Here is a 25,349-nt window from a genome sequence, read left to right as displayed (position 1 = left end):
CATTATAGCGGTTCATGGCCGTCAATCGCTCATGGTTGTTCCGGTAAGCTGTTGAGTGAATTTAGTTGAAAGTGAGGAATCCGCCAGAAGCGAATTCAGTTCGCAGTGGCAAAGCTCAATGATTGAGTGGTTTTTCAGGGAAGGAATGCATTCATGGCTGTAGAGGCTTCCTCAGGCGCTTCAGTCCCTGACTCGAATAAAGCACCCAAAGTGCAGGAGTAAGGAATACTTTCTGCATGAGAAAATGACCATTTGGGCACATTCTCCCTGAAGTATTTTTCCCAGCTATTCTCGAACATCTTCATGGTGCGATCACGGCGGTCACGGAACTGCAGATAATTTTCATGTCGAGTCCAGCCATGCATCCTGTTGCCTGCTTTAACACGGTTTGTATAGGCTTCATCAGTTTCATTGAAGCGTTGAGGCGAGGCAATGGCGGTACGTTTCACAAATTCATCCTGCGTTTCACCCACGCCCGTCCAGCGATTCATCTTGTCAAGACTGCGGCCCAGAGGTCCACCCAGCCATTGAGTGAGCAGCTTGTTGTCGTTCAAAAAAAAGTCGAAAGTGAGACTCGATGCCAGAGCGAATCCAAAGGTTTGAGCATAAGTGAGTCCAGATATAAAGCCATGGGCGTATGCTCCGACAGTGGCTACCGGACCCAGCACCAGACCGGCTGTGGTCGAGACCAGAGTTTTTACTTTGTGTGGTGTCGCTCTGTGCAGCAAGGGTACCTGAACCCCTTGCCCGGAACCCATGGATTTCACTATTTCGGGCATCAGACGTGAAACGCTGCGATACCTGTGCGGGTTGGCGTAGTGCTGTCTGGCAAATAGCATAGCGCCGGTTTGCAGCAGAATGACTGATGACGCGGCCTTGCCCAATGGCATGACCATCCCGCCCACCTCAGAGACTTGTTCAATTCCACTGTGGTAGGCATATTGCCCGGTTCGGTCAAGATCAACACCGTAGCCTTGCAACCAGTGCTGGAAAGGTATGGGCATACGGTGCAGGTAATCACCCCTGTTGGTGAGATCCAGAAGGTAGAGGAATGCCATGTTTGACAGCGACAGATCGGTAGCCTGCCAGACGGTATGGGTCGCCAGCAGGGGTTTGTAACTGGTGTAGTACCAGGTGACAGCCTGTACCAGAAAAGCTGAAGGTTTGACCCAGTAATCCCATAGCTGCCAATCGGCCGCTGCGACGTGAGCCAGCATCAACGTGTTATGGATTGCCTTGATCAGGTCTGATTCAGACAGGCCAGCAACATTGGCATGAGGTGTCAGGGTATCCTGAATATTGTTCAGGAAGGCTGCCGTCCTGCGGCCATTTTCAAAGGCAATATCGTCAAGCACGTAGTTGGCGATAATCGCAGCTGCATACTCTTTCATGCCGACAACAGACTCTTTCATACCCGCCGGGTGAGTGGCCGTCAGGGTCACAGGATTAAAGGCAGTCTGAATGAATTCATCAACCCCCTCATCGGAAAGTATCCCGACAACGACTTTGAAGCGGGGCACGTCGACACCCTGTTTGTAGCCAAGGAAGTGTTCAAATTCGGCCACTGTCTGATAACCATCAACACCTCTGACGGCCTTTATGTAGTTCTCAAATTCAACCTTGCTGATCGAGCCTTCCTGCAGCAGAGTAATGATCTTGTTAGCACTGGCAGAATGGGTAGCGAAGTATTCTGAGAAGCTTTTCAGCTCCTCTGGTGAGTACTGGAAGGGACCACCGTCATTTTCGACGGCTTCCTCTGCAGCTCTCAGGGCTTCCCTTAATATCTCTAATTCCGCTTTTTTGCCCTCTGCTGCTCTTTTCAGATTCTGCTGTTTCCGTGTCAGTTGCAGAATCTTGCCGCCAAAACCATCATCCCCACCCAGTTCCAGCTGTTTGTTTCTCAGGGCATCAATACGGGCGTCATGGGTAGCAGTGGAGTCTGGCTTAAGACCCAGATTATTTTCAATGGCTTTAAGACTTGCTTCATAATCCTCCAGAGCTTCCAGTGCTTTTGATATTTTTACTATTTTGTCCATTATTTCTTTATTGTGCTCAAGTTTGGTTTTAGTTTTCGAATCTATGTCTTTGGAGTTGTCAATCGCCTGATTTTCAGTATCCAGAGGCGCTTGTGATTGCTTTTCTTCATCCTTGGCACTGGCCAACTCCATTTCTCTAAAATCGTGCTCATGCAGGAACTGTGTAACCTGAGTGTACTTTCTCCTGGTTTCTGGCAATTCACCCTCTGCGTGATTGACTTTATCCTTACCATGAGACGCTTGATAGTCTCTAATGGCATTAATGTAATTAGCTCCTTCTAAATGATTATCATAGTCAAACTCAAAAGGGATTTTCACGGCGTTAATGATAGTGTTCAGTTGATGAATGAGGCCAACCCGTTTTTCTGCATAGTATTCGCTTTCCTGAAGAAAGCGTTCGATGTCGTTTAATAGGTCTTCAGGGGTTTGATTATCATTCTGAGTCAGGCCAAACCTGGCATGAATTTGTTTCAGTGATTTATTGAGATCCGTAATGTATTTATCTCTGTCGGTGGGGACGTCAGTAGAATCTGTGAATACCACCTGTTTACGATCAACAACATCCAGTTTGCGATGAAGTTCCTCCAGCTCAGTTTCAGCTTCTTCTATGCTTACTTTCGCTCTGGCCAGCTCTCGATCAAGAACGTATCGGGGCTTAGGTCCCAGGCGAGCCATTAGCCTGTCAAGCTCATTCTCAATGGCTGCAATGCGCTCATTAACATCGGGCTGACCCGCATTGAAAACTTCTTCATCCAGCTGCTCGAGTGTCGCTGTAATCAAACGGTTCTGGTCTTTGAGAGGAGCATCTTCTTTATAATTCTCAATGTTGAGTTGACGAGCTATTTCATTGTTTCTGTCTCTTTTGACACTTTCATGGTCATAGAATTCGCCCACTTCATCCGTTAATAACCAAATTTTGGTGCTTAGAGCATCCTTTTTTTCATCCAGGCTGGCATCTTTTCTAAATTTTACTTTCAGGACATCGGCCAGTGTAGCAATAAAATGCTGGCCTCTTTCTTCAGCCGCAGAGTTTTCGCTAATGTCGATGTTCAGCTTTTCCTCTACAACTTTAAGCAGCACTATCTGTTGTTTTGTGATTAACTCATCAGCGTCTTCGACAAGAAAGTTAAGACGCCCTTGCAGCCTCGCAAGTTTTAATTTCCCTGTTTCGTACGTTGGTGCGATGTTTTTTTTCCGGACCCTGTAATCTATATCAGCCAGCATTTTTTCGGTGACATCATTGCTCTCAAGTTTGCTACGAACCCTGTTAAGTCTTTCTGCATTGCCATCATCTTCATTGACTTTGATCCCGACGATTTCTTCTATGATTTTCAGTATACGCAGCGCCTCTTCCTCTGCATTCTGTCTGACATCAGTGATGTATGTCTGAATTTCCTCAGAAATGGCGTGACGACGGTCATAGACATCGTCTTTTCTATCGAGGTCGTCCATCTTCAGGGCTTTTTCCAGAGCCATCAGTTTCTCTAATACTTCAGGCATGGCTTTGGTATGGTCTGGTGTTCTGATGTCTTCCAGTTTTTCTTTTGAATCTGTAAGAATATTAACCCTGTCGTGTATTGGCTGTATCAGTGCCGACAGGTGCTGTTGAATGGACTGAAAGCGGGCACCCAGATCGTTTTCATTATCTGGAGTAATATCGAGTTGGCCTTCAATAGCGGCCAGATTTGTTTTTACAGTGTCTTTCTCATTAAGTCTCTCTCTGATGCGTATGGCCTGGTCTTCAAGTGACTGGGTATCATCCCAGTGATCAATACCAAGTGCTTCTGCCAGCTCAATGTTGCGAATTTTTATGGCTTTTTCTCTGGCATTACGAACTTCCTGTTTCAGTGCCGGAATTTCCGCGACTTCCTGCTGAAGTTTTTGTAACTGGTTTTGCCGTCCTTCCAGCAATGAAAGAGTCCGTGCAAGGTAATGCTCAGCTTGATTTTGAATGAGTTGAAGTGCCTGGACTTCTTCCCTCTCAATCAGCTGTCTGGCCATGTCGGCACTGACTTTGGCTACAAACGAATCGTCCTGGTAAGCAACATCGGTCTGTGATTCGGCGGCAAAGGGGTTCAGAATACTCTGAACAAAATTCTGGTTCGTCAGAAGATCTCCAAGCACGGGTTTAAAGCTGAAGTGATCTGCGAATTGCATCTGCAGCCAGGTTGGCGTGATGGCTAACGAAGCGACTCTGATGTGTTCTGGTGTGAGCTCAAATTGAGCGGCTGGAGATGCTTGAGTTGGAGTTGCACTGACCAATGCCTGCTGGAGAAATTCGTAGCATGCAAGTGTATTGATTGCCTGTTTATCTTCGTTTGTAAACGTCATTGGCTGTTCAGTACCGTGCCGCGCAGCAATCTCCTCCAGCACTGCCATCTGCCTGCTTTGAATCACGAACTGGTAAGTTTCGACCTTACCTTTTCTAACTATTGTTGCCACTGACGGGATGGGGTTGTCAGCCTCCGCTTCTTTCCAGAGGTTATAGAGGTTTTCTACAAAAGTAATATCATGCGGATTCGGCTTCTGACCATGGAAGACGATAACCTCACCCGGAGCTTCTGCTACTTCCAGCTTTGGATAACCCGAGGGCACAGGATAAAGCGGTCTGTCACCCTTGACGTGGACAACATATCCGACGGGTTTATTGTGTGCTAACAGTTTATTAAGCGCTTTCTGTTGTAAATCCCTTTTCAGAATGTGAACCTGGATATAGGCAGAGGCGGCGGCTGCCAGAAGAACATCATCATTGACAAAGAGTGATTGACCCAGACGTTGCAGCTCAGGAGGCTGATCGCCCGCAGCGATAAGACGCGTGAAGGTACGCCCATTCACTGCAACTTTTTCTACTTCAATGGTGGCAAGTTCGACATAGTGATCACTTGCGCCAAGGTCTCCGGCTTTGTCATCAGCTACTCCCAGCACAGCATGCAGCAGTTGGGGGTGGGCGATTTTCGTAAATTCTAATAATCGACAGCCATCTAATCGACGATGGACAGCCGAGACTGAATCCTGGTCGGTCATTGTGCCTCTGACTTCAATGACCAGTTTCTCTTCTTCAAGGTTATGAGTGAACCTGAAGATTCCTTTATTACCCACCTTCAGAATTTTGCTGTATTTCTGAGCAACATCATTCTCGCCTGTTTCAAACTGATCAACAGTGGAAACGCCACCCTTAATATTATAAAGAATGTCTGTAAAGCCTACAGAGTGAATACTGTAGCTCGTTCTGTCATGTTTCGGATCAATGTAGAGGGTGGTAATGGATTTGGGTATTGACTGCTGGTCATCCCCTACAGCTGGCAGAACAGTGACTTCACTCTGGGTAAACTCCGCATGTTCATAGCTAAAAAAATCGACAGATTTCGTCTGCAGCCTGCGACCGGCCAATGCCGGTGTACCTGTCATGAAAGCGCTGACGGCAATGGCCACGGCAAGGCTTAATACACCGGGGCGGAGACATGTCATTTTACTACCTCGAAGAAGGCACCCAGAGTGTAGGAGTAAGGAATACTTTCTGCGTGGGAAAACGACCATTTAGGTACATTTTCCCTGAAGTATTTCTCCCAGCCATTCTCAAATAGTTTCATGGTGTGATCGCGGCGTTCACGGAACTGCAGGTAATTTTCGTGTCGAGTCCAGCCATGTATCATGTCATTTGCTTCAGCACGGTCTGTATAGGCTGCATCGGTTTCACCGAAGCGTTGAGGCGAAGCAGTATCGGTACGCATCACGTATTCATCGTCCGTTTCACCTGCGCCTCGCCAGCGATTAATCCTGTCAAGAGTGCGGCCCAGGGGGCCACCCAGCCATTGAGTGAGCATCTTGTTGTCGTTCATAAAGAAGTCGAAAGTGAGACCCGATGCCAGAGCAAATCCGAAGGTTTGAGCACTGGTAAATCCGGCTATAAGACCATAGGCGTATGCTCCAGCAGTGGAAATGGGGCCCAGCACCAGACCCGCTGTGGCGGAGGCCAGCGTTTTCACTGTTTGTGGTGTTACCCTGTGCAGCAGGGGTACCTGAATCCCTTGTCCGGAACCCATTGATTTCACTATTTCGGGCACCAGACGGAAAATGCTGCGATACATTTGCGGGTTGGCGTTGTACTGTCTGGCAAACAGCATGGAGCCGGTTCTCAGCAGAATCACTGAAGATGCGGCCTTGCCCAATGGCATGGCCAGTCCCCCCAGTTCAGAAACTTTTTCAATTCCTTTGTGGTGGGCATATTGCGCGGTTCGGTCAAGATCAACACCATAGCGTTCCAGCCAGTGCTGAAAAGGTATGAGCATTCGGTGCAGGTAATCACCCCTGTTGGTCAGATCCAGAAGGTAGAGGAATGCCATGTTTGACAGCGACAGATTGGCAGCCTGCCAGACGGTATGGGTCGCCAGCAGGGGTTTGTAACTGGTGTAGTACCAGGTGACAGCCTGTACCAGGAAGGCTGAAGGTTTGACCCAGTAATCCCATAGCTGCCACTCTGCCGCTGCGACATGAGCCAGCATCAATGTATTATGGATTGCCTTGATCAGGTCTGATTCAGACAGGCCAGCAACATTGGCATAAGGTGTCAGGGTATCCTGAATATTGTTCAGGAAGGCTGCCGTCCTGCGGCCATTTTCAAAGGCAATATCGTCAAGCACGTAGTTGGCGATGACCGCAGCTGCATACTCTTTCATGCCGACAACAGACTCTTTCATACCTGCCGGGTCAGTGGCCGCCACGGTCACAGGATTAAAGGCAGTCTGCATGAATTCTTCAGCCCCCTCATCAGACAGTGTCCCGACAACGACTTTGAAGCGAGGCACGTCGACACCCTGTTTGTAGCCAAGGAAGTGTTCAAATTCGGCCACTGTCTGATAACCATCAACACCTCTGACGGCCTTTATGTAGTTCTCAAATTCAACCTTGCTGATCGAGCCTTCCCGCAGCAGAGTTATGATCTTGTTAGCACTGGCAGAATGGGTAGCGAAGTATTCTGAGAAGCTTTCCAGATCCTCAGGTTCATGCTCGACGAAGTGAATGTCTGTTTTGCCCATGGCGCGAATGTCGTCCTTGAATTGTTGAGACCCTATTTCCATCTCAGACATGGCCTTGAGCACCAGAATATCAACTTCATCCAGCGCATCCCTGGGCTGACCGTACAGGGGCTGGACAGGGTATTTCGGAAAGCTGGTCTTCAGGCTCTTAAAAACTTCCACAATCCGACTGGCCTGTTTAAATGTCAGTGTGTCTCCAGCCAATGCCTTTACGCGAATGGATGCAAATTCATCGTCAAAATTGAAAACCGGAAGATATGGCATTCCCTTATCGCTCTCCATTGTTGCTACGTGCAGGCCAATTGCGGCTTGCAGAGCTTGTTTTTTGAGAGGGTGCTGCTGCATGAAGTCGTTCATATCGGTCAGCAGTTTTGCATGTCTCTCTGTGTACTGGATGGGACTGCGGTCATTCTTGACGGCTTCTTCGGCAACCTTCAGGACATTTTTCATTCTTGCAACGTCTGCTTTACTGGCTTCAATTTCAGCTTCCAGACGCATATAAAGGGACGGTTCCTCAATCAGCTGCCGGATCTTGCCGCCAGTACCATCGTCACCGCCCAGTTCTACCTGTTTGTTTCTCAGGGCATTAATCCGTTGTTCATTAGTGTCAGAAGCGTCTGGTTTATGACCCACAGCTGCTTCAGTGGCTTCAAGAAGCGCGTCATGATCCGCCAGGTCCTGTTTTGCAATCAATGCAGCTTGATATTTATGAGTCAGGGCTGAATTCAGCCGATCCCGATCGATTTTATCCGAGCTCGATGGGTTCCTATTGATGTTTTCATAGTCGAACATCTGCTGTTCTTTGCGAACCAGATTTTCTCGTGCAGCAACTTCTTCAGCCATTGCATTGGCTAAATAAATACTTTTCCTGTCGTGCTCACGCAGGAATTCCGTGACTTGAGTGTACTTTTTTCTGGTTAAAGGCAGTTCATTCCACAATCTTTCCATTTCACCGGTTGTTTCCCGACCCGGAGTATATGAATAACCATTAAAAGTAAGAACGTAATCATCAGCTTCTTCCAGCGAAGCGGGGTCGCCTTTTATCCAGACGCGCAGATTGGTTTTGGCTTTCAGCTCCTCAATGATTTTATCTCGTATGTCTGCTCTGTATCCCAGCAGGTAATATATGATGTCCTCTGCCCGCTCTTTGTTGGTTTGCCCGTCACCTGCAGACAGACCCAGCTGGGTCTGATACTGTTTCATTGCCTGATTGATAGCAATGTCTTCCGGGGTACGCTGGAGCAAAACATCCATATTGTAGTTTGCTTTTTCCAGCTCATTTTCAGCTTCCATCACTGCTCGCCTGGCTCTGGCTACCTCGTGATCAAGAGCGCATCGGGGTTTTGGCCCCAGCAGAGCCATTTGCCTGTCAAGCTCATTCTCAATGACTGCGATATGTTCATTAATGGTGGGCTTATCGACGTTGAAAACGTCTCTAATCATTTTTGAGAATGTTTTATCAAGGAGACTGATCCGGTCATTCTGACAGGCATTGTTTTTATCTCCTGAGACAGGTTCATCTTTACAGCGCCTGATTGCGTCAATCTTTAATTCTGAAAGGCTTTTTAACAGAACAATCATATGTTCACGCATACTGGCATCCTTCTTTAATTCCACTTCCAGATTGTCGGCCAGTTTAGCAATGAAAGCCTTGCCTCTTTCTATAGCAGGAGCGTTTTCGTTCTTGTCGATGCCCAGCCTGTTCTCTACAGCTTCAAGCATCCTTATCTGTCGTCTTGTGGCTAGCTCGTCCGTTTCAACATAAGAGGTAATACGCACGCAAAGCTGGAGCCTCTCAAGTGTACCTTTCCTTCTTTTGTAATCAGGTTTGGGATCTTCTCTCCAGAGGGCATGAAATTGATACTCCGTCATTTTTTCGATGACATCATCCTCCAGAAGTTTATCACGAACCCTGTCAAGTCGTTTCAGGTTGTTATCACCTTCACTGACTTGGATCTCGAGTATTTCTTCTGCAGTTTTCAGCACATCCAGCGCCTCTTCTTCTGTCCGCCGTTTGGCCTCCTTGAGGTATGTCTGAATTTTCTCAGAAATGGCGTTCCGGCGATCATAGACATCCCCCTCGCTATTGAGGTCGACCATGTTCAGTGCTTTTTCTACAGCAGTCAGTTTCCGAAGTACTTCAGGGCGATGGCTTGGCGTTCCAGCTTCTGTTGCAGCAAGCTTTGTGGCAACTGATTGGTGGATTTCATGAATTTTTCTGCTGATAAGTCTGGACTGTTCTTCGGGGGGTTGAGTGACATCCCAGTCATCAATGCCAAGCTCTTTTGCCAGTTGCGCGTTGTGAGCTTTTGCGGCATCATTGCGCACATGTTTTTTTAGCAGTTGAATTTGATCGTCTTCCCATCGAAGTGTCTTTATCTGGTTTTCCTGCTCTTCTACTCTGGCACGAAGCTGTTCAAGCTTAACCTCATAGTAATGTATTAGTTCTGTTAATTCGTCTTCATCGGTGAGTTCGGGCTCTTTTACCCTCAGCTTTTCCAGCTCGTTTTCCATTTCAATCAGCTGCATGGCAAATTTGCGCTTGACTTTGGAAGCAAAGCCTTCCTGTTCGCTGGAAGGATCGTCAAAATAATCGTCAGAAAATACGGTGGTATCGGATTTAATTATTTGATGAATATTCTGAATGAAATACCGGTTATTCAGAAGGTTTCCAAGTACGGGTTTGAAGCTGAAGCGTTTGACAAGTTCGACATGCATCCAGGTCGGCGTGATGAACGACGAAACAAATCTGATCTGTGGTATTGTTAATTTAAATTCATCGGCTCGATCTGAACAGGCACAGGTCAATGCCTGCTGGAGATATTCATAGTATGCAAGTGTCACCACGTTGCCAAAGTATAAAAAAGACGTACCTGTTGTACTGACAATGCCCTTCTCGTGCTCTGCAGCTAACTCCTCGAGCACTGCCATCTGCCTGCTTCTAATGTTGTACTGGTAGCTTTTGAGCCGGTCTTTTTTAATCTGTATCGTTTCTCGAGGGCGAGGACTGTTGCGGAACTCTTCCATCCAGACGTCATAGATAGCTTCCATAAAAGCGATATCCGTCGGATTCTGCTTCTGACCACGGAAAACAATAATCTCCCCCGGAGTCTCAGTCACTTCCAGTTTTGGAAAGCCTGCAGGCACAGGGAGAGCCTGCGTGTTATCCTCAGCGTAGATAACATAGCCAACGGGTTTCTGGCAGGACAAGAGTTTATTCAGAGTTTCCTGTTGTAAATCTTCTCTCAGAACATGAACCTGGGCATAGGCAGAGGTGGCTGCTGCTAAAAGCACCTCATCATTGACAAAGAGCGATTGACCCAGACGTTGCAGTTCTGGTGGCTCATCGCCTGCAGCGATCAGTCGCATAAAGGTGCGCCCTTTCACTTCAACCTGGTCTACTTCAATAGTGGCAAGGGCAACATAGTTATCAATTTCGCCAAGACTTCCTGCTCTTTCATTCGCACCTTTCAGCACGCCGACCAGATGTTCAGGGTCGGCGACTTTCGTAAACGGTTCCAGTGGTTGGATATCACTTGATTGAGCACGAACAGCCGAAATTGAATTCTGATCGGTCATTCCTTTTCTAACTTCAATGACCAGTTTCTTTTCCGCAAGATTATGGGTGAACTTGAAGATTCCCTCATCACCGACCTTGAGGACTTTGGTGTATTTCTGAGCAACGTCATTATAGTCCGTTACAAACAGATCAACACTGGAAACGCCACCTTCGATGCCGGAAAGAACGTCTGTGAAGCCTTCAGAAGGAGTCTCGTAGCCTGCTCTGGGTTCAGTCTGATCGGGGTAGGTGGTTGTAAAAGATTTGGGTATGGGTTGCTGGTCATGACCTAAAGTTGGCTGAACTATGACCTCACTCTGGATAAACTCCACAGATTCATTGTCCAGAATATCAAAAGATTTTGTCTGCAGCCTGCGATCGGCCAGTGCCTGTGTACTGATGATGGAAGAGCTGATTGCAATGGCCACTGCAAGGCTTAATGCAGTGGGGTGAATAGTTGTCATTCTGCGATCTCACTGCTTTTGTTATCGTGAAAAGTGATTGTTGCACCAGACGAGGAAGCAACTTTCAAAATCACCCATGGTTGTTAATTGCTCATGGTTGATACGGTAAGCTGAAGTGTTCACCTGTTTCATGGTGAATTGCTGAGGTTGCTGGTGGAAAGCTTGATTGAGAGGTGTTTCTCTTATCATCACCGTGTACTTACAGTTCATCATCCTTTTGCAATTTATTGAAGGCTTCAAGAGTGTAGAAGTAAGGAATGCTTTCTGCAGAAAAATAAGACACCCATAATGAAAAAAGAAAAAAATAAGACACCCATAATGAAAAAATGAGACACCCAAAGAATAAAAAAGAAAAATAAGACACCCATAAAAATTAATAAAAAAATAAGACACTCAAAAACCGTATTCCCAAAAAGTATCAGAAAATCTATCCTCAAGTAGCGTAGCAACGAGCCACACAGAGCCATTAAACGCACAGAGTCTTTCAAGCCATAACTCAGGCAGTACAAATCCATTCCGACATAAGTCGAAGAGAGATAAAGCGAGGGTCTTTGACGTCTTAACTGACTTCTACGCTAACCTGTCAGGTACAAACGACTGCAGGCGTTTAAACCTCGAAGCCACTTCTGTCCGGCTTCAAGTGCAAAGGCCTTCATCGCCTCCAAACGGCCAACTGCCCGATAAAAACGATTATTCCATTGCATGGTTTTTAGCCACTCATTCGAATCAATGTCCAATCTTTGAAGAATAGGAGGGGTACACGACGGGATGGAACCTTTCTTATCTGTCTTGGCAATCCGGCCACTCCAGTCAACCAGTTCCAGATAGTCATGAAGAAGGTAGGGAAGGGCAACGTCCGTGTTCTGGCCCTGCAAACAAAAAGGTTTCAGGGTCAGCGGCTGATTTTTAGTCTCAGAATGTGTAAATTGATCCACTCGTTCCTGAATCGACGTGTAGTCGGACTCTTCGGGTGTTTCTACTTCTCCAGCCCGAATCGGATTCAAGTCAACGTAGGTCATGCAGGTCAGTAAAGCTGCCTCGTCCAGCAATGCCTGGCTTTTAAAGCGACCTTCCCAGAAGCGTCCTTTACACTGGTCTTCTTTATTGGCCTCACGAGCAAGGTATTCATTCAGGCAGCGCATAAACCAGCTGATATCCATTAAACGACGCCGGTATTCCTCAGCATATTCATCAATACGGGCCAACTCAGCGCTGCCCAGTCTGTCAGCGGCCAGATACCTTTGCACCAGAAGCGGACCTCTGAACAAGGTTGTCCAACGATGAAGCACTTCATTCCGTGACCAGCCTCTGGCAGATGACTGATTGATGTGCAAAACCACATGATAATGGTTTGACATGACTGCGTAAGCGCAGACTTCGATAGCAAAGACTGAAACCAGTTCCCGGAGTTTATCCACCACCCACTGGCGGCGATGCTCGTAGTTCTTGCCAGTCAGGTGGTTCTCTCCACAGAGGTAAGCCTGACGAACACATCTTGCCATGCAGTGGTAATAGGGCGTTGAGCTGGGGTCAATCAGTGTATTGCGGGCCTGAGCCATGGACTCACCTGTTTGGGTAAAAAATCAGTGATGGGTGAAAAAGTAGACCAGATGGGTGGTAAAGCAAATTTATGGGTGTCTTTTTTCTTTTTTTATGGGTGTCTTTTTTTTTATCTTTTTTTTTATTTTTTTTCTTTTTTTTTCTTCTTTTCTAAAGGGGTCATTCACTGGTTTCTGATATCAAAGTTCGTCATAGGTATTCTTGTCTTCCAGATCGGACTTCTTAACCTCAAGACCAGCCAGCGCTGCTTTCTCGGCTGTGGGGATGGTGGTTGATTTGGTTTGAGGGTTATTTATCTGATCATCACTCTTTTGCCAATCATTGAAGTTTCCCAGAGTGTAGGAGTAAGGAATACTTTCTGCGTGGGAGAATGACCATTTAGGCACATTGTCCCTGAAGTATTTCTCCCAGCCATTCTCAAACAACTTCATGGTACGATCACGGCGGTCACGGAATTGCAGATAATTTTCGTGTCGCGTCCAGCCATACATTTTTTTGCCTGCTTTAACACGCTTTGCATAGGCCTCATCGGTTTCATTAAAGCGTTGAGGCGAAGCAATAGCCGTACGTTTCACATATTTATCCCGGTTTTCCCCCAGGCCGAGCCAGCGATTAATCCTGTCAAGGCTTCGACCCAGAGGTCCACCCAGCCATTGCGTGAGCATCTTGTTGTCGTTCATAAAAAAGTCGAAGGTGAGACTCGACGCCAGAGCAAATCCAAAGGTTTGAGCATAAGTGAATCCAGATATAAGGCCATGAGCGTATGCTCCGACAGTGGCTACCGGACCCAGCACCAGACCGGCTGTGGCCGAGGCCAGGGTTTTTACTTTTTGTGGTGTCGCCCGGTGCAGCAGTGGTACCTGAAGCCCTTGTCCGGAACCCATGGACTTCACTATTTCGGGTGCCAGACGAAAAATACTGTGGTACATATACGGGTTGGCGTTGTACTGCCTGGCAAACAACATGGAGCCGGTTCTCAGTAAAATGACTGAGGAAGCGGCTCTACCCATTGGCATGGCCAGTCCGCTCACTTCAGTGACTTGTTCAATTCCACTGCGGTCGGCATATTCGTCAGTTCGGTCAAGATCAACACCGAAGCGTTCCAACCAGTGCTGGAAAGGTGTGAGCATCCGGTGCAGGTAATCACCCCTGTTGGTCAGATCCAGAAGATAGAGGAATGACATGTTCAAGAAGGATAGCTCGGTAGCCTGCCAGGTGGTGTGGGTCGCCAGCAAGGGGGCGTAGCTGGAGAAGTACCAGGTGACAGCCTGTACCAGAAAGGCTGATGGTTTGAGCCAGTACTCATTCAGCTGGTGCTCAACCGCTGCGGCATGAGCCTGCATCAAGGTGCTATTGATAGCCTTGATCAGGTCTGACTCAGACAGGCCGGCAGCATTGGCATAAGGCGTCAGGGTATCCTGAACATTGGTCAGAAAGGCTGCCGTCCTGCGGCCATTTTCAAAGGCAATATCGTCAAGAATATAGTTGGCGATGATCGCGGCAGAGTACTCTTTCATACCGGCAACCGACTCTTTCATTCCTGCCGGTTCTATAGCAGTAACGGCCACAGGAGTAAAGGCACTCTGTATGAACTCATCAACTCCTGCATCGGACAGCATCTGGACAACGGCTTTGAAGCGGAGCACATTGATGCCATGTTTGTTGCCCAGGAAGTGTTCAAATTCAGCCGCTGTCAGATAACCACCGACATCTTTGGCAGCCTTCATGTAGTTTTCAAGCTCAATCTTGCTGATCAGTCCTTCACGCAGCAGAGCTATAATTTTGTTACCACTGGCAGAATGAGTAGCGAAGTATTCCGAGAAGTCTGTCAGGTCTCCTGATTCATGTTCGACGAAGTGAATGGCTGTTTCGCCCATGCCGTTAATGACCTCGTCGTATTGTTGAGCCCCACTTCCTATCTCACTCCTGACCCTGTGCGCCAGACTCTCGACTTGTTCCATGATATCTGGCTCAGAGGGGGAGAGCGGGAAGCTTCTTTTCAGGCTTTTGAAAACTCCCACAATCCGACTGGCCTGATTAAACGTCAGGTCTTTTCCGACCAGCGCCTGCAAGCGAATGGGGGCAAACTCATCGTCAAAATCGAAAGTGGTAAGACAGGGTATGACCTTACCACTGTTTAACGCAGAGGCTGCCAGACCTGTTGCGGCTTCCAGAGCTTGTTTCTTGAGAGAGTGCTGCTTTATGAAGTCGTGCATCTCGGCCAGAACTTTTACCTGTCCCGGGGTATACCGGAAGGGACCGCCGTCATTTTTGACGGCTTTGCCTGCCGCTCTCAGCACTTCCTTCATTCTCTCAATATCTGCTTCTCTGGCTTCAATCTCACTTTCCAGACGGTCCTGTTCCTGAATCAGTTGCTGAATCCTGCCGCCATTGCCATCATTCCCACCCAGTTCCAGTTTTTTGTTTCTCAGGGCATTAACCCGGTCATCATAGTTAGCAGTAGAATCTGGTTTAACGCCCACAGTTTCTTCAATGGCTTTAAGGCTCGCTTTATGATCCTCCAGAGCTTTTTGTGCTTCTGACTTCAGCGTTTTTTTCTGTTCCAGGACTAAATCCAGCTCAGCTCTCTCGTCCTCAAGTGAGGTTTTAGTTTGCGGATCAATGTCTTTGGAATGGTTAATGTCCTGATTTTTTCTATTCAGAGCCTCTTGTGCTTGTTTTTCTCGAAATTGTGCATGAGCCAATTCCATTTCTCTAAATTCGTGCTCATGCAGGTATTTCGTAACCTGAGTGTACTTTCTTCTGGTTTCAGGCAGTTCGCCTATTGCGAAATCGACTTCATCCCGACCATAAGCGGCTACATAGTTTCTGACAGCATTCATGTAATCCTCTTCTGACATTTTATCAGGGTCACTCTCAAAAGGGGGTCTGAGATCTTTGATGGCAGCACCCAGTTTCTTAAAGGTTTCAACTCGTCTATCTGTCTCGTCCCTGTTTCTTTTCAGAAAACGTTTAATGCCGTCTATCAGGTCTTCAGGGGTTTGATTATCATCCTGAGTCAGACCCAACCCGGTCTGAATTTGTTTCATTGCCTGATTGAGAGCAGTGGTATCTCTGACCGTGTCAGGGCGGACGTCAGTAGAATGTGCAAATAGCACTTGTTTACCATGAACAGCATCCAGTTTGCGATGAAGTTCCTCCAGCGCACTTTCAGCTTCTTCTATGTCGCCTTTGACTACCTCTGAATCAGGAACGTATCCTGGTTGAGATCCCGGACGAGCCATTTGCCTGACAAGCCTGGTTCGAACCCTCTCAAGCCTTGCTGTCATGTCATCTCCTTCATTGACTTTGATCTTGAGTAGTTTTTCTACGGATTCCAGTACATTCAGTGCCTGACGGTCTTGTAATTTACTGTCTTCATTCAGTTCAGGATCAGGAACCTCAGCCAGAGCATCTTGTCTGAGTTTGACGAAAGTTGCTTCTTTAGTGGCTTGAGTATTCAGTGTCGTCTTTTCAGGTTCTTCCTGAGGCTGTCCTGCTGAGGCAGCCGCTCTGTGCATACCATTAATTTTCTCCAGGAGGCGTCTGGCATGCTCATCCAGTGACCGGGTATCACTCCAGTCATCCTTGCCAAGTGCTACTGCCAGTTCAGCGTTGTAAAGACTTCTGGCAAAAAGAACTTCCTGTTCCAGCTCAGGAATTCGCCCGATTTTCTGAATAATTGTATTTTGCAGGCTTTGCTGATCTTCCAGCTGCACAAGAAGCTTTGCAACTTTACCCTTAATGATCTGAAGGAGTTGTTGCACTTCCAGTTTTATCTCATCGCCGGTATCGGCTATTTCCGGTGCCCGCTGCAACCTGTATTCAAGCTGCAAGAGTTCGACTGCCTCTTTCTGAAGAAGCTCTTGCAGGTCGCTGTCCCGTTCAGCCAGCTGTCTGGCCATGTTGTCCTTGAATTTGACAGCAAACTGTTCGTCGTCGTGTATGCCGTCGGTCTCTAATTTAACGACAGTGGATATATGATTAAGAATATTCTCAACAGCATGCTGGCTAGTCAGAAGGTCTCTGAGTACAGGGTTGAAGCTGAAGCGTTTTAAGAGTTGGGCCTGCATCCAGATTGGCGTGATGAGTGACGAAGCAGCTCTGATGTGGTCTGCTGTGAACGCAAACCGAAATGTTTCATCTTGTTCAGCAATGCTCAGCGCCTGCTGCAGAGATTCATATTTTGCCAGTGCAAGCGCCGTCTCTTTATCTTCGCGTGCAAGCGTCGTTTGATCTTCGTTCACTCCAGCATTGTGCCGCGCAACAAACTCCTCCAGCAGCGCCAGCTGCCTGCTTCGAATGAACCGCAGGTACCTTTTGACATTAGATTTTAAAACAAGAACTGATACTGGATTAGCGGAGTTGTGAGCCTCAGCTTCTTTGAGGTTAAGAAGGTTTTCTACAAAAGCGACATCGGCTGGATTCGGATTATGGCCACGGAAAATAATGATATCCTCGGCAGTCTGAGTCACTTCAAGTTTTGGATAACCCGAAGGCACAGGATAAACCAGCGTGTCATCATCGGCGTGTACAACATAGCCAACGGGTTTGTTGTGTTCCAACAGTTCATTGAGAGCCCTCTGTTGTATATCTCCTCCCAGGACGTGAACCTGAATATAGGCAGAAGTGGCAGCCGTCAGCAGAGCCCCATCATTAACAAAGAGCGATTGGCCCAGGCGCTTTAGCCCGGGAGGCTGAGCACCCCCTGAGATAAGGCGCATGAATGTACGCCCATTCACTGCAACCTGTTTTACTTTAATGGTGGCAAGGGCGACATAGTGATCGCCTGAACCCAGGCTTCCTGCCCTGTCATCGGCACACAACAGCATTGAATACAGTTCTTCGGTGCTGGCTAGTTTCGTTGACGGTTCTAATGGTTGGCCGCCAGATAATCCAGCACGAACAGAGTTAACTGAATCCTCATCGGTCATTCCTGCCCTGACTTCAATCAACAGTTCCTCTGCGTCAAGGCTATGGGTAAACCTGAAGACTCCCTCATCGCCCACCTTCAGGACTTTGGTGTATTTCTGAGCAACGTCATTCTCGCCTGTCTCAAACTGATCGACAATGGAAACGCCTCTATCGAAATAAAAACAAAGGCCGACAAATGAGCTTTTTGAAGGACAAATATGGCCCTCCCTGAACTCAACCTGAGGAGTGTAGGTGGTTGTAAAGGATTTGGGTATTGGCTGCTGGTCAAGACCTAAAGTTGGCCGAACCTCCACCTCACTCTGGATAAACTCCGCATGTTCATTGTCTTGAATGTCGACAGGTTTTATCTGCAGCCTGCGACCGGCCAGTGCCTCTGTGGCAATGATGGAAGAGCTGATTGCAAAGGCCACAGCAAGGCTCAATACTTTGGGGCGAGCATTTGTCATTCTACTACCTCAGAGCTGAGTACTTTTTATTACCGCGAAAAGTGATGACCACACCAGGCGAGGAAGCAACTTGTGATCGCTCATGGCTGTCATTTGCTTGTGTGAATAGCTTCAGGCTCTTTTAGCAGAGAAACCTCTGTGGACTGGAGGAGGAAACGCTCACACCTGCAGCCATCACCTGTATTTCATCGTTCAGTGGTGTAACTGGTTGCTGGTTGCATGACGCATTCAGCGGGGTTCTGTCTCTTATCATGAACAGAAGCTTTCTTGTTATTGCCATGTCGCCATTCGAAGAAAGCTCCCAAAGTGTAGGAGTAAGGAAAGCTTTCTGCATGGGAGAATGACCATTCAGGCATATTTTCCCTGAAGTATTTCTCCCAGCCATTCTCAAACAGTTTCATGGTGCGATCACGGCGTTCGCGGAACTGTAGATAATTTTCGTGTCGAGTCCAGCCATACATGCTGTTGCTGGCTTTAGCCCGGTTTGTATAGGCTTCATCGGTTTCATTGAGGCGTTGAGGCGAGGCAATAGCGTTACGTTGCTCATATTCATCTTGCGTTTCCCCCAAGCCTATCCAGCGATTCATCTTGTCAAGAGTGCGGCCCAGAGGACCACCCAGCCATTGAGTGAGCAGCTTGTTGTCGTTCATAAAGAAGTCGAAAGTGAGACTCGATGCCAGAGCGAATCCGAAGGTTTGGGCATAGGTGAATCCGGATATAAGTCCATGAGCGTATGCTCCGACAGTGGCTACCGGACCCAGCACCAGAGCGGCCGTGGTCGAGGCCAGAGTTTTCACTTTTTGTGGTGTCACCCTGTGCAGAAGCGGCACCTGTACCCCTTGTCGGGAGCCCATGGATTTCACTATTTCAGGTACCAGACGGGAAATGCTGCGATACATCTGCGGATTGGCGTTGTACTGTCTGGCAAACAATATGGAACCGGTTTTTAACAGAATGACTGAAGCAGCGGCCTTGCCCAATGGCATGGCCAGACCGCCCACTTCAGAGACCTGTTCAATTCCATTGTGGAAGGCGTATTGGCCGGTTCGGTCAGGATCAACACCATAACGTTCCAACCAGTGCTGGAAAGGTGTGAGCATTCTGTGCAGGTAATCGCCCCGGTTGGTCAGATCCAGCAGATAGAGGAATGACATGTTTATGGCAGACTGCTCGGCAGCCTGCCGGGCGGTATGGGTTATCAGTAGCGGTTTGTAGCTGGCGTAGTACCAGGTGACAGCCTGCACCAGAAAGGCTGAAGGCTTGACCCAGTAGTTAGTTAGCTCCTGCTCAACCGCTGTGGCATGAGCCTGCATCAAGGTGTCATGGATAGCCTGGATCAGTTCTGATTCAGACAGCCCGGCAGCATTGGCATAAGGTGTCAGGGTCTCCTGAACATTGGCCAGAAACGCTGCTGTTCTGCGACCATTTTCAAAGGCAATATCATCCAGAACGTAGTTGGCGATGACCGCAGCGGCGTACTCTTTCATGCCGTCAACGGACTCTTTCATGCCCGCCGGGCCAGTTGCAGTGACAGTCACAGGAGTAAAGGCAATTCGCATGAATTGCTCGGCACCCTCATCGGACAGCATCTGGATAACCTTCCTGAACTCCGGCACCTTGACACCCTGTTTATCACCAAGGAAGTGTTCAAACTCAGCCACTGTCTGATAACCATCAACACCTCTGACGGCCTTAATGTAATTTTCAAGTTCAACCTTGCTGATCAGACCTTCTTGCAGCAGTGCTATTATCCTGTTACCAGTTGCAGAACGGGTAGTGAAGTATTCCAGGAAGCTTTTCAGGTCTTCTTCTTCATACTTGACGAAGTGAATGGCCATTTTGCCCATACCATTAATAACTTCGTCGTATTGTTGAGGCCCTTTGCCCAACTCATTTCTGATCCTCTGCACCAGAATTCCGACTTCTTCCAGGACGTTCTGAGGCTGATGATCTAGCAGCTCGACAGAGGAGGGTGGGAAGTTCCTTTTCAGGTTCCTGAAGACGGTTACAATCCGGCTGGCCTGATGAAACGTCAGATCTTTTCCGACCTTTGCCTGAAGGCGAATGGGTGCAAATTCATCGTCAAAATCGAAAGTCGAAAGCCAGGGTATCACCTTACCGCTTTTGGCTGCAGATGCTGCCAGACCCATTGCGGCTTCCAGAGCCTGTTTCTTGAGCGCGTGCTGGTGGATGAAGTCGTACATATCGGTCAGAACTTCTACCTGTCCCGGCGTGTACTGGAAGGGGCCGCCATCATTTTTGATGGCTTTCCCGGCAGCCTTCAGGGCATTCTTCATTCTCTCAATGTCTGCTTTCCTGACTTCAATCTCAGCTTGCAGACGGGCCTGTTCCTGAGTCAGTTGCCGGATCTTGCTGTCACTGGCATCATCCCCGTCCGGTTGTGCCATAGCATCCAGTTTTTGATGTGCAGTCGCCAGCTCACTTTCAGCTTCTTCCAATACTCGTCTGGCTGTGGCTGCCTCACGATCAAGAACGTATCGGGGCTTAGGTCTCAGGAGAGCCATATGCCTGTCAAGCTCGTTCTCAATGATCTGGATGCGCATATTAACGTCTGGCTGAACCTTGTCGATAACTTCTTCTTCCAGCTGTAAGAGTTTTGCTTTAATTAGACTATTTTGGTCGTTTATACTGGCATAATCGTTATAGCCTTTAATGTTGAGTTGGCGGGCCACTTCATTGTTCCGGACTCTCCTGACTGCTTCATCGTCATAGGCTTGGTTGACTTCATTCCGAAATGCCTGAATTCTGGCTATCAGGACATCCTTCTGGTCAGACAGACTGGCATCCCTGTCAAGGTTTATCATCAGGTCACTGGCCAGTTTAGCTGTGAAAAACCTGACTTTTCTTAAAGCAGTAATGAAATCAAGAGGGGGGATTTTCAGCTGGTGCTCTATGGCTGCAAGTGAACGTTTCTCCAGTTCTCTGAACAGCTTAATATGGTAAGGATCTGCGACTTTATAAGTAAAACTAGCATCAAGCTTTTTGAGTCTGAGGCCTCTTTCGTCGATAGCTTTGCAGTCTTCTTTCCAGAAAGTTTGCTCTATCTGATCCAGTAGCTGTTCTCTGACAGAATCGCTGTCAAATATATTAATAACCTTGGCAAGTCTTAGCGCTCTGTCATCCCGTTCAATGAGGTCGACCTTAAGTAATTCTTCTACTTGTCTCAGCGGATCAGTCCGTTGTTCTCTGGCCCGCTGATCAGGGGCATGGACTCCGATTTTATAGTGAAGATGCGCGAGAAGTTTCTCGAGTCTGAGAGCCCTCCCGTCCAGAGCTGTGTTTTCATCTGCCCAGAGGGTGTTATCTATCTTATCCAGCGTCTGATCTGTAAGATCATCGCCGTAAAGCATTCTCTGAATCCTGTTAAATCTTGTCGTTTTGTCATCCTTTTCATTGACTTTGATGTTGAGTATTTCTTCTGAGGTTTTCAGTATCTCCAGAGCCTTTTCCTCTGACTGTTGTATGGCTTTTCTGACAAACCTCTGCATGTTTTCAGAAATGGCCTGGCGACGAAGATACACGTCATCGTTTTTATCAGGGGCTCTTATCTGAAGGGCTTTTTCCAGGTTACTCAATGTCTCAAGGGCTTCAGGCATCACTTCGGAGTGGCCTGTTCTGATGTAATCCAGCTGTGTGTCCAAAAATTTAAGCTTGAGAAGTTTGATAACGACTGCTGTCTCCGCAGCGGCGCGGTCAAATAGTAAGGTGTTGTCATTCTGATCAGCACCGAGAACCTCAGCCAGAGCAGCTGTTCTGCCAGCAGTGTAAAGAAACTCCTCATCGAGTTGCTTGCTCGTAGTATAAAGTTGTTGACGCAGAGATTGCGCTTTAGCCTTCATTGCCTCCAGTTTTTCAACCAGACTTACTTGTTGAACGTCAATATCTGCATTGCTATCAAAATCATCAATGTCAGAATGTACGGCAATGGTTGTATAGTCGGCCTTCATTGCAGCAGCTTTGTCAGCCTCTGCACGGGCCTGGTTATTCAGCTGCTCAATGTGTTGTTCAATGGCCTGTTGACGGGCTTCCAGGTCTGCTAAGTCGACCGGGACCAAACCAAGCTGACTTTCAACGGCAGCCAGGTTCTGCGAGACATCGCCAACGGTTAGTCTTGACTTGTCCAGAGATAGAACAGGCTGGGAATTGGCGGCAACCAATGTTGCGGCAGCCGACGTTGCGGCAACCGGTGTTGCGGTAACCGGTGTTGGAGCAATTAAGGTTGCGACAACCGATGTTGCGGCAATCGGTGTTGGGGCAACCGATGTTGGGGCAATCGGTGCTGCGGTAACCGATGTTGGGGCAATCAATGTTGCGGTAGCTGATGTGGCTGCAGCGGGTTGCTTGATTTCATTAATTTTCTGGCTGATGATTCTGGCTTGTTCTTCGGGGGTTTGGGTACCATCCCAGTTATCAATACCAAGCTTTGCTGCAATTTGACTGTTGTAATCCTGTATGGCTGCAGCTGTTGCTTCACGAGCTTTTTTTCTCAGCACTGGAATTCGGTCGACTTCTTCCTCGAGAAAGCGTAACCAGGTGCTCCGTTTTACGATCTTTTCCTGATTCTCAACATTTTGTTGATGGATCTCCAGTGACAGCTGCTTGATGCGCTGCTGAAGCCCCAGGTTGCGGGCCTCAAGGTCATCTTCGTTTTCTGGAACCAGATCGAGCTTACCTTCATAGAAGGCCAGTCTTTCCCGAATTTCCCCATCAGTTAGTTCTTCGTTATCTTGCAGCCGCTGTTGCTTTGACGGGCGAATGAACCGAAGGGCAGCCAGATCCTCTTTATTGTCCCAGACAAAACGCCTCTTGCTTCCAATGGCTGACGTTTTTGCTTGCAAAGCTTCTCTATCAGGCAGTTCTGTTAAGGCAGCCAATTGCCTGATTTCAAGAGTTTTTTGTCTAATGATGCTGGCTTGTTCTTCAGGTGGCAGTTTTTCATCCCAGTGATCAATACCGAGATCTATTGCCATTTGAGCGTTGCGAACTTTTAAGGCATCTGCTCTGGCATCACGAGCTTGTTGTTTCAGCTTTGGAATTTGTTCGATTTCCTGCAGAAGTTTCTGTAACCATTTTTTCGGTTCTTCATGCTTTTGTGGGTTCTGAATATGTGTTTGAAAAATCTCAATGGCCTGATGCATAAGGTGCAGTTGAATGGCCCTGCGACGGTCTGCAGGGGTACATCGGTTATTCGTCACCAGGCCGAGCTGGCCTTCAAAGGCAGTCAGTTTTTCCAAAGCTTGAGCGTTGGGCAGTTTAGCATTTTGTCGTAGCTGTCTTTGAATGGAATGCAGGGTAGCCAGATTTTTTTTATTGACCGAAGCAATAATGCACTTGCCGCCAATGATCGCCGGATTTGCTTTTACCGCTTCCTCATGAGACTGACCTGTTGAGGCGTATACTCTGAAGATTTCATTAGTTCTCTCAATGATACGTCTGGATTGCTCTTCCATTGAAAGGCTATCATCCCAGTCATTAATACCAAGCCGTGCTGCCATTGTGGCGTACTGAGCTATCAAGGCATGGGTTTTGGCACTACTGGTTTTTTTTTCCAGCGTTGGAATTCGATCGACTTGCAGCTGAAGTTTTTGTATCAGTTTGTTCTGTCGTTCCAGCTCTTGATGAAACAGTGTAAGTTTACCTAAAGTTTGCTGCCTGAGTTTAAGCACACTTGCTGTTTCCTTTTTACTGTTACTGTTTTTCTCCGTTGTAAGCTTTAACTGGTTTCCGGGCTGGATGAGTTCGCTTTCTTTTGTCAGCTGCTCTTTTTGCCTGGTGTTCATCTCAATCAGCTGTTCGGGCGTGTCGCTCGTGACTTTGGCAGCAAACTCTTCCTTGTCCCCGGAAGTATCGGTCTGCGCCAGGATGATATCACTGCCATCCGGTATCACTTCCCGCATACTCTCGATAAAGAATTGATCCGTTAGAAGGTTTCTGATTGCAGGTTTGAAGCTAAAGTGTTTTTCCAGTTGATCATGCATCCAGGTTGATGTAACAACCGAGGAAGCCACTTCGATCTGTCCTGTTGTGAGTTCAAATTCATCGGCTCCATCTTTAGTTGCAATGGTCAATGCCTGATGGAGATATTCATAATGTGACAGCGCCCTCAGTTCGCCTTCGCAAGCAAGTATCATTTTTCCATCTTCGTCAGGTTCGACATTGCGCTGTGCCGCTAAATCCTCCAGCAGTGCCATCTGCCTGCTTCGAATGGTGTACTGGTAGCTTTTGAGCTTATCTTTTTTAATCTGTGCTGATGCTCTGGAGGGGAGACTGTAGTCAGATTCCTGCACCCACATGTCATAGAGACCTTCCACAAAAGCGACATCGGCCGAATTCTGTTTTTGACCGTGAAAAACAATAACCTCTCCGGGAGCCTCAGTCACTTTCAGCATTGGATAATCCTCAGGCAGAGGATATGGCTGTGTGTCATCCTCAGCGAGTACAACATAGCCGACAGGTTTATGGTATGACAGCAGTTTTTTGAGCGCTTTCTGTTGTATATCTTTTCCCAGAACATGGACCTGGATGTAGGCAGAAGTGGCTGCTGCTAAAAGAGCCTCATCATTAACAAAGAGCGACTGCCCCAGGTGCTCCAGTTCAGGGGGCTGATCGCCCGCAACAATATGACGCATAAAGGTGCGCCCGTTCACTTCAACTTTTCTAACTGGAATGGTGGTCAGGGCGACATAGTGATCGCTTGTGCCAAGGTTTCCCGCTCTTCCATGGGCACCATTCAGCACTCCGGCCAGCTGTGTGGGATTGGCGATTTCCGTTGATGGTTCTAATGATTCGATGTCACCTGATTGAGCACGAATGGCCGCAATTGAATGCTGGTCGGTCATACCTTTTCTGACTTCAATGACCAGTTTCTCTTCTGCAAGGTTGTGGGTGAACCTGAAGACTCCCTCATCACCCACCTTGAGGACTTTGGTGTATTTCTGAGCAACGTCATTGTCGTCTGTTTCAAACTGATCAACACTGGAAACCCCCCCTTCGATGCCAGAAAGAACGTCTGTGAAGCCTTCGGAAGGAACCTCGTAGCCCGCTCTGGCTTGAGCCTGATCAGGGTAGGTGGTTGTATAGGATTTGGGTATTGGCTGCTGATCATCACCTAAAGTTGGCTGAACTATGACCACACTCTGGGTAAACTCCACCTGTCCATTGTCCGAAATATCGACAGATTTTATCTGCAACCTTGAATCAGCCAGTGCCTGTGTACTTATGATGGAAGAGCTAACTGCAACGGCCACAGCAAAGCTTAATGCATGGGGGCGAGTATTCGTCATTCTGTTACC

At 47.7% G+C, this 25,349-nt stretch carries 5 protein-coding genes; all 5 read right to left on the bottom strand.

Going from position 1 to position 25,349, the window contains the following annotated elements:
- Nucleotides 1-134: 134 nt before the first annotated feature.
- The 5 genes from ACOMG9_RS17200 to ACOMG9_RS17180 all read right to left on the bottom strand — a co-directional run bounded on the left by ACOMG9_RS17200 (nt 135) and on the right by ACOMG9_RS17180 (nt 25,340).
- The gene (locus ACOMG9_RS17200) at nt 135-5,504 is read right to left on the bottom strand and encodes a hypothetical protein (protein WP_448217801.1); all 5,370 of its coding nucleotides are present in this window, start codon (nt 5,502-5,504) and stop codon (nt 135-137) included.
- Complete coding sequence (locus ACOMG9_RS17195) at nt 5,501-11,095, bottom strand: hypothetical protein (RefSeq protein WP_494529156.1); 5,595 nt, start codon at nt 11,093-11,095, stop codon at nt 5,501-5,503. Before ACOMG9_RS17195 ends, ACOMG9_RS17200 begins: the two co-directional genes overlap by 4 nt.
- Nucleotides 11,096-11,670: 575 nt before the next feature.
- Nucleotides 11,671-12,654 (bottom strand): transposase, encoded by a 984-nt coding sequence (locus ACOMG9_RS17190; protein ID WP_448217798.1) that lies wholly within the window; start codon nt 12,652-12,654, stop codon nt 11,671-11,673.
- 180 nt (nt 12,655-12,834) lie between these two features.
- Entirely contained in the window at nt 12,835-18,036 is a 5,202-nt protein-coding gene (locus ACOMG9_RS17185; RefSeq protein WP_448217797.1) for a coiled-coil domain-containing protein, read from the bottom strand.
- 185 nt (nt 18,037-18,221) lie between these two features.
- The gene (locus ACOMG9_RS17180; protein WP_494529155.1) at nt 18,222-25,340 is read right to left on the bottom strand and encodes a hypothetical protein; all 7,119 of its coding nucleotides are present in this window, start codon (nt 25,338-25,340) and stop codon (nt 18,222-18,224) included.
- Between the last annotated feature and the right edge of the window lie 9 nt (nt 25,341-25,349).

Source organism: Endozoicomonas sp. PH6C, assembly GCF_059322965.1.
This window is presented reverse-complemented; position numbering and strand designations above follow the sequence as displayed.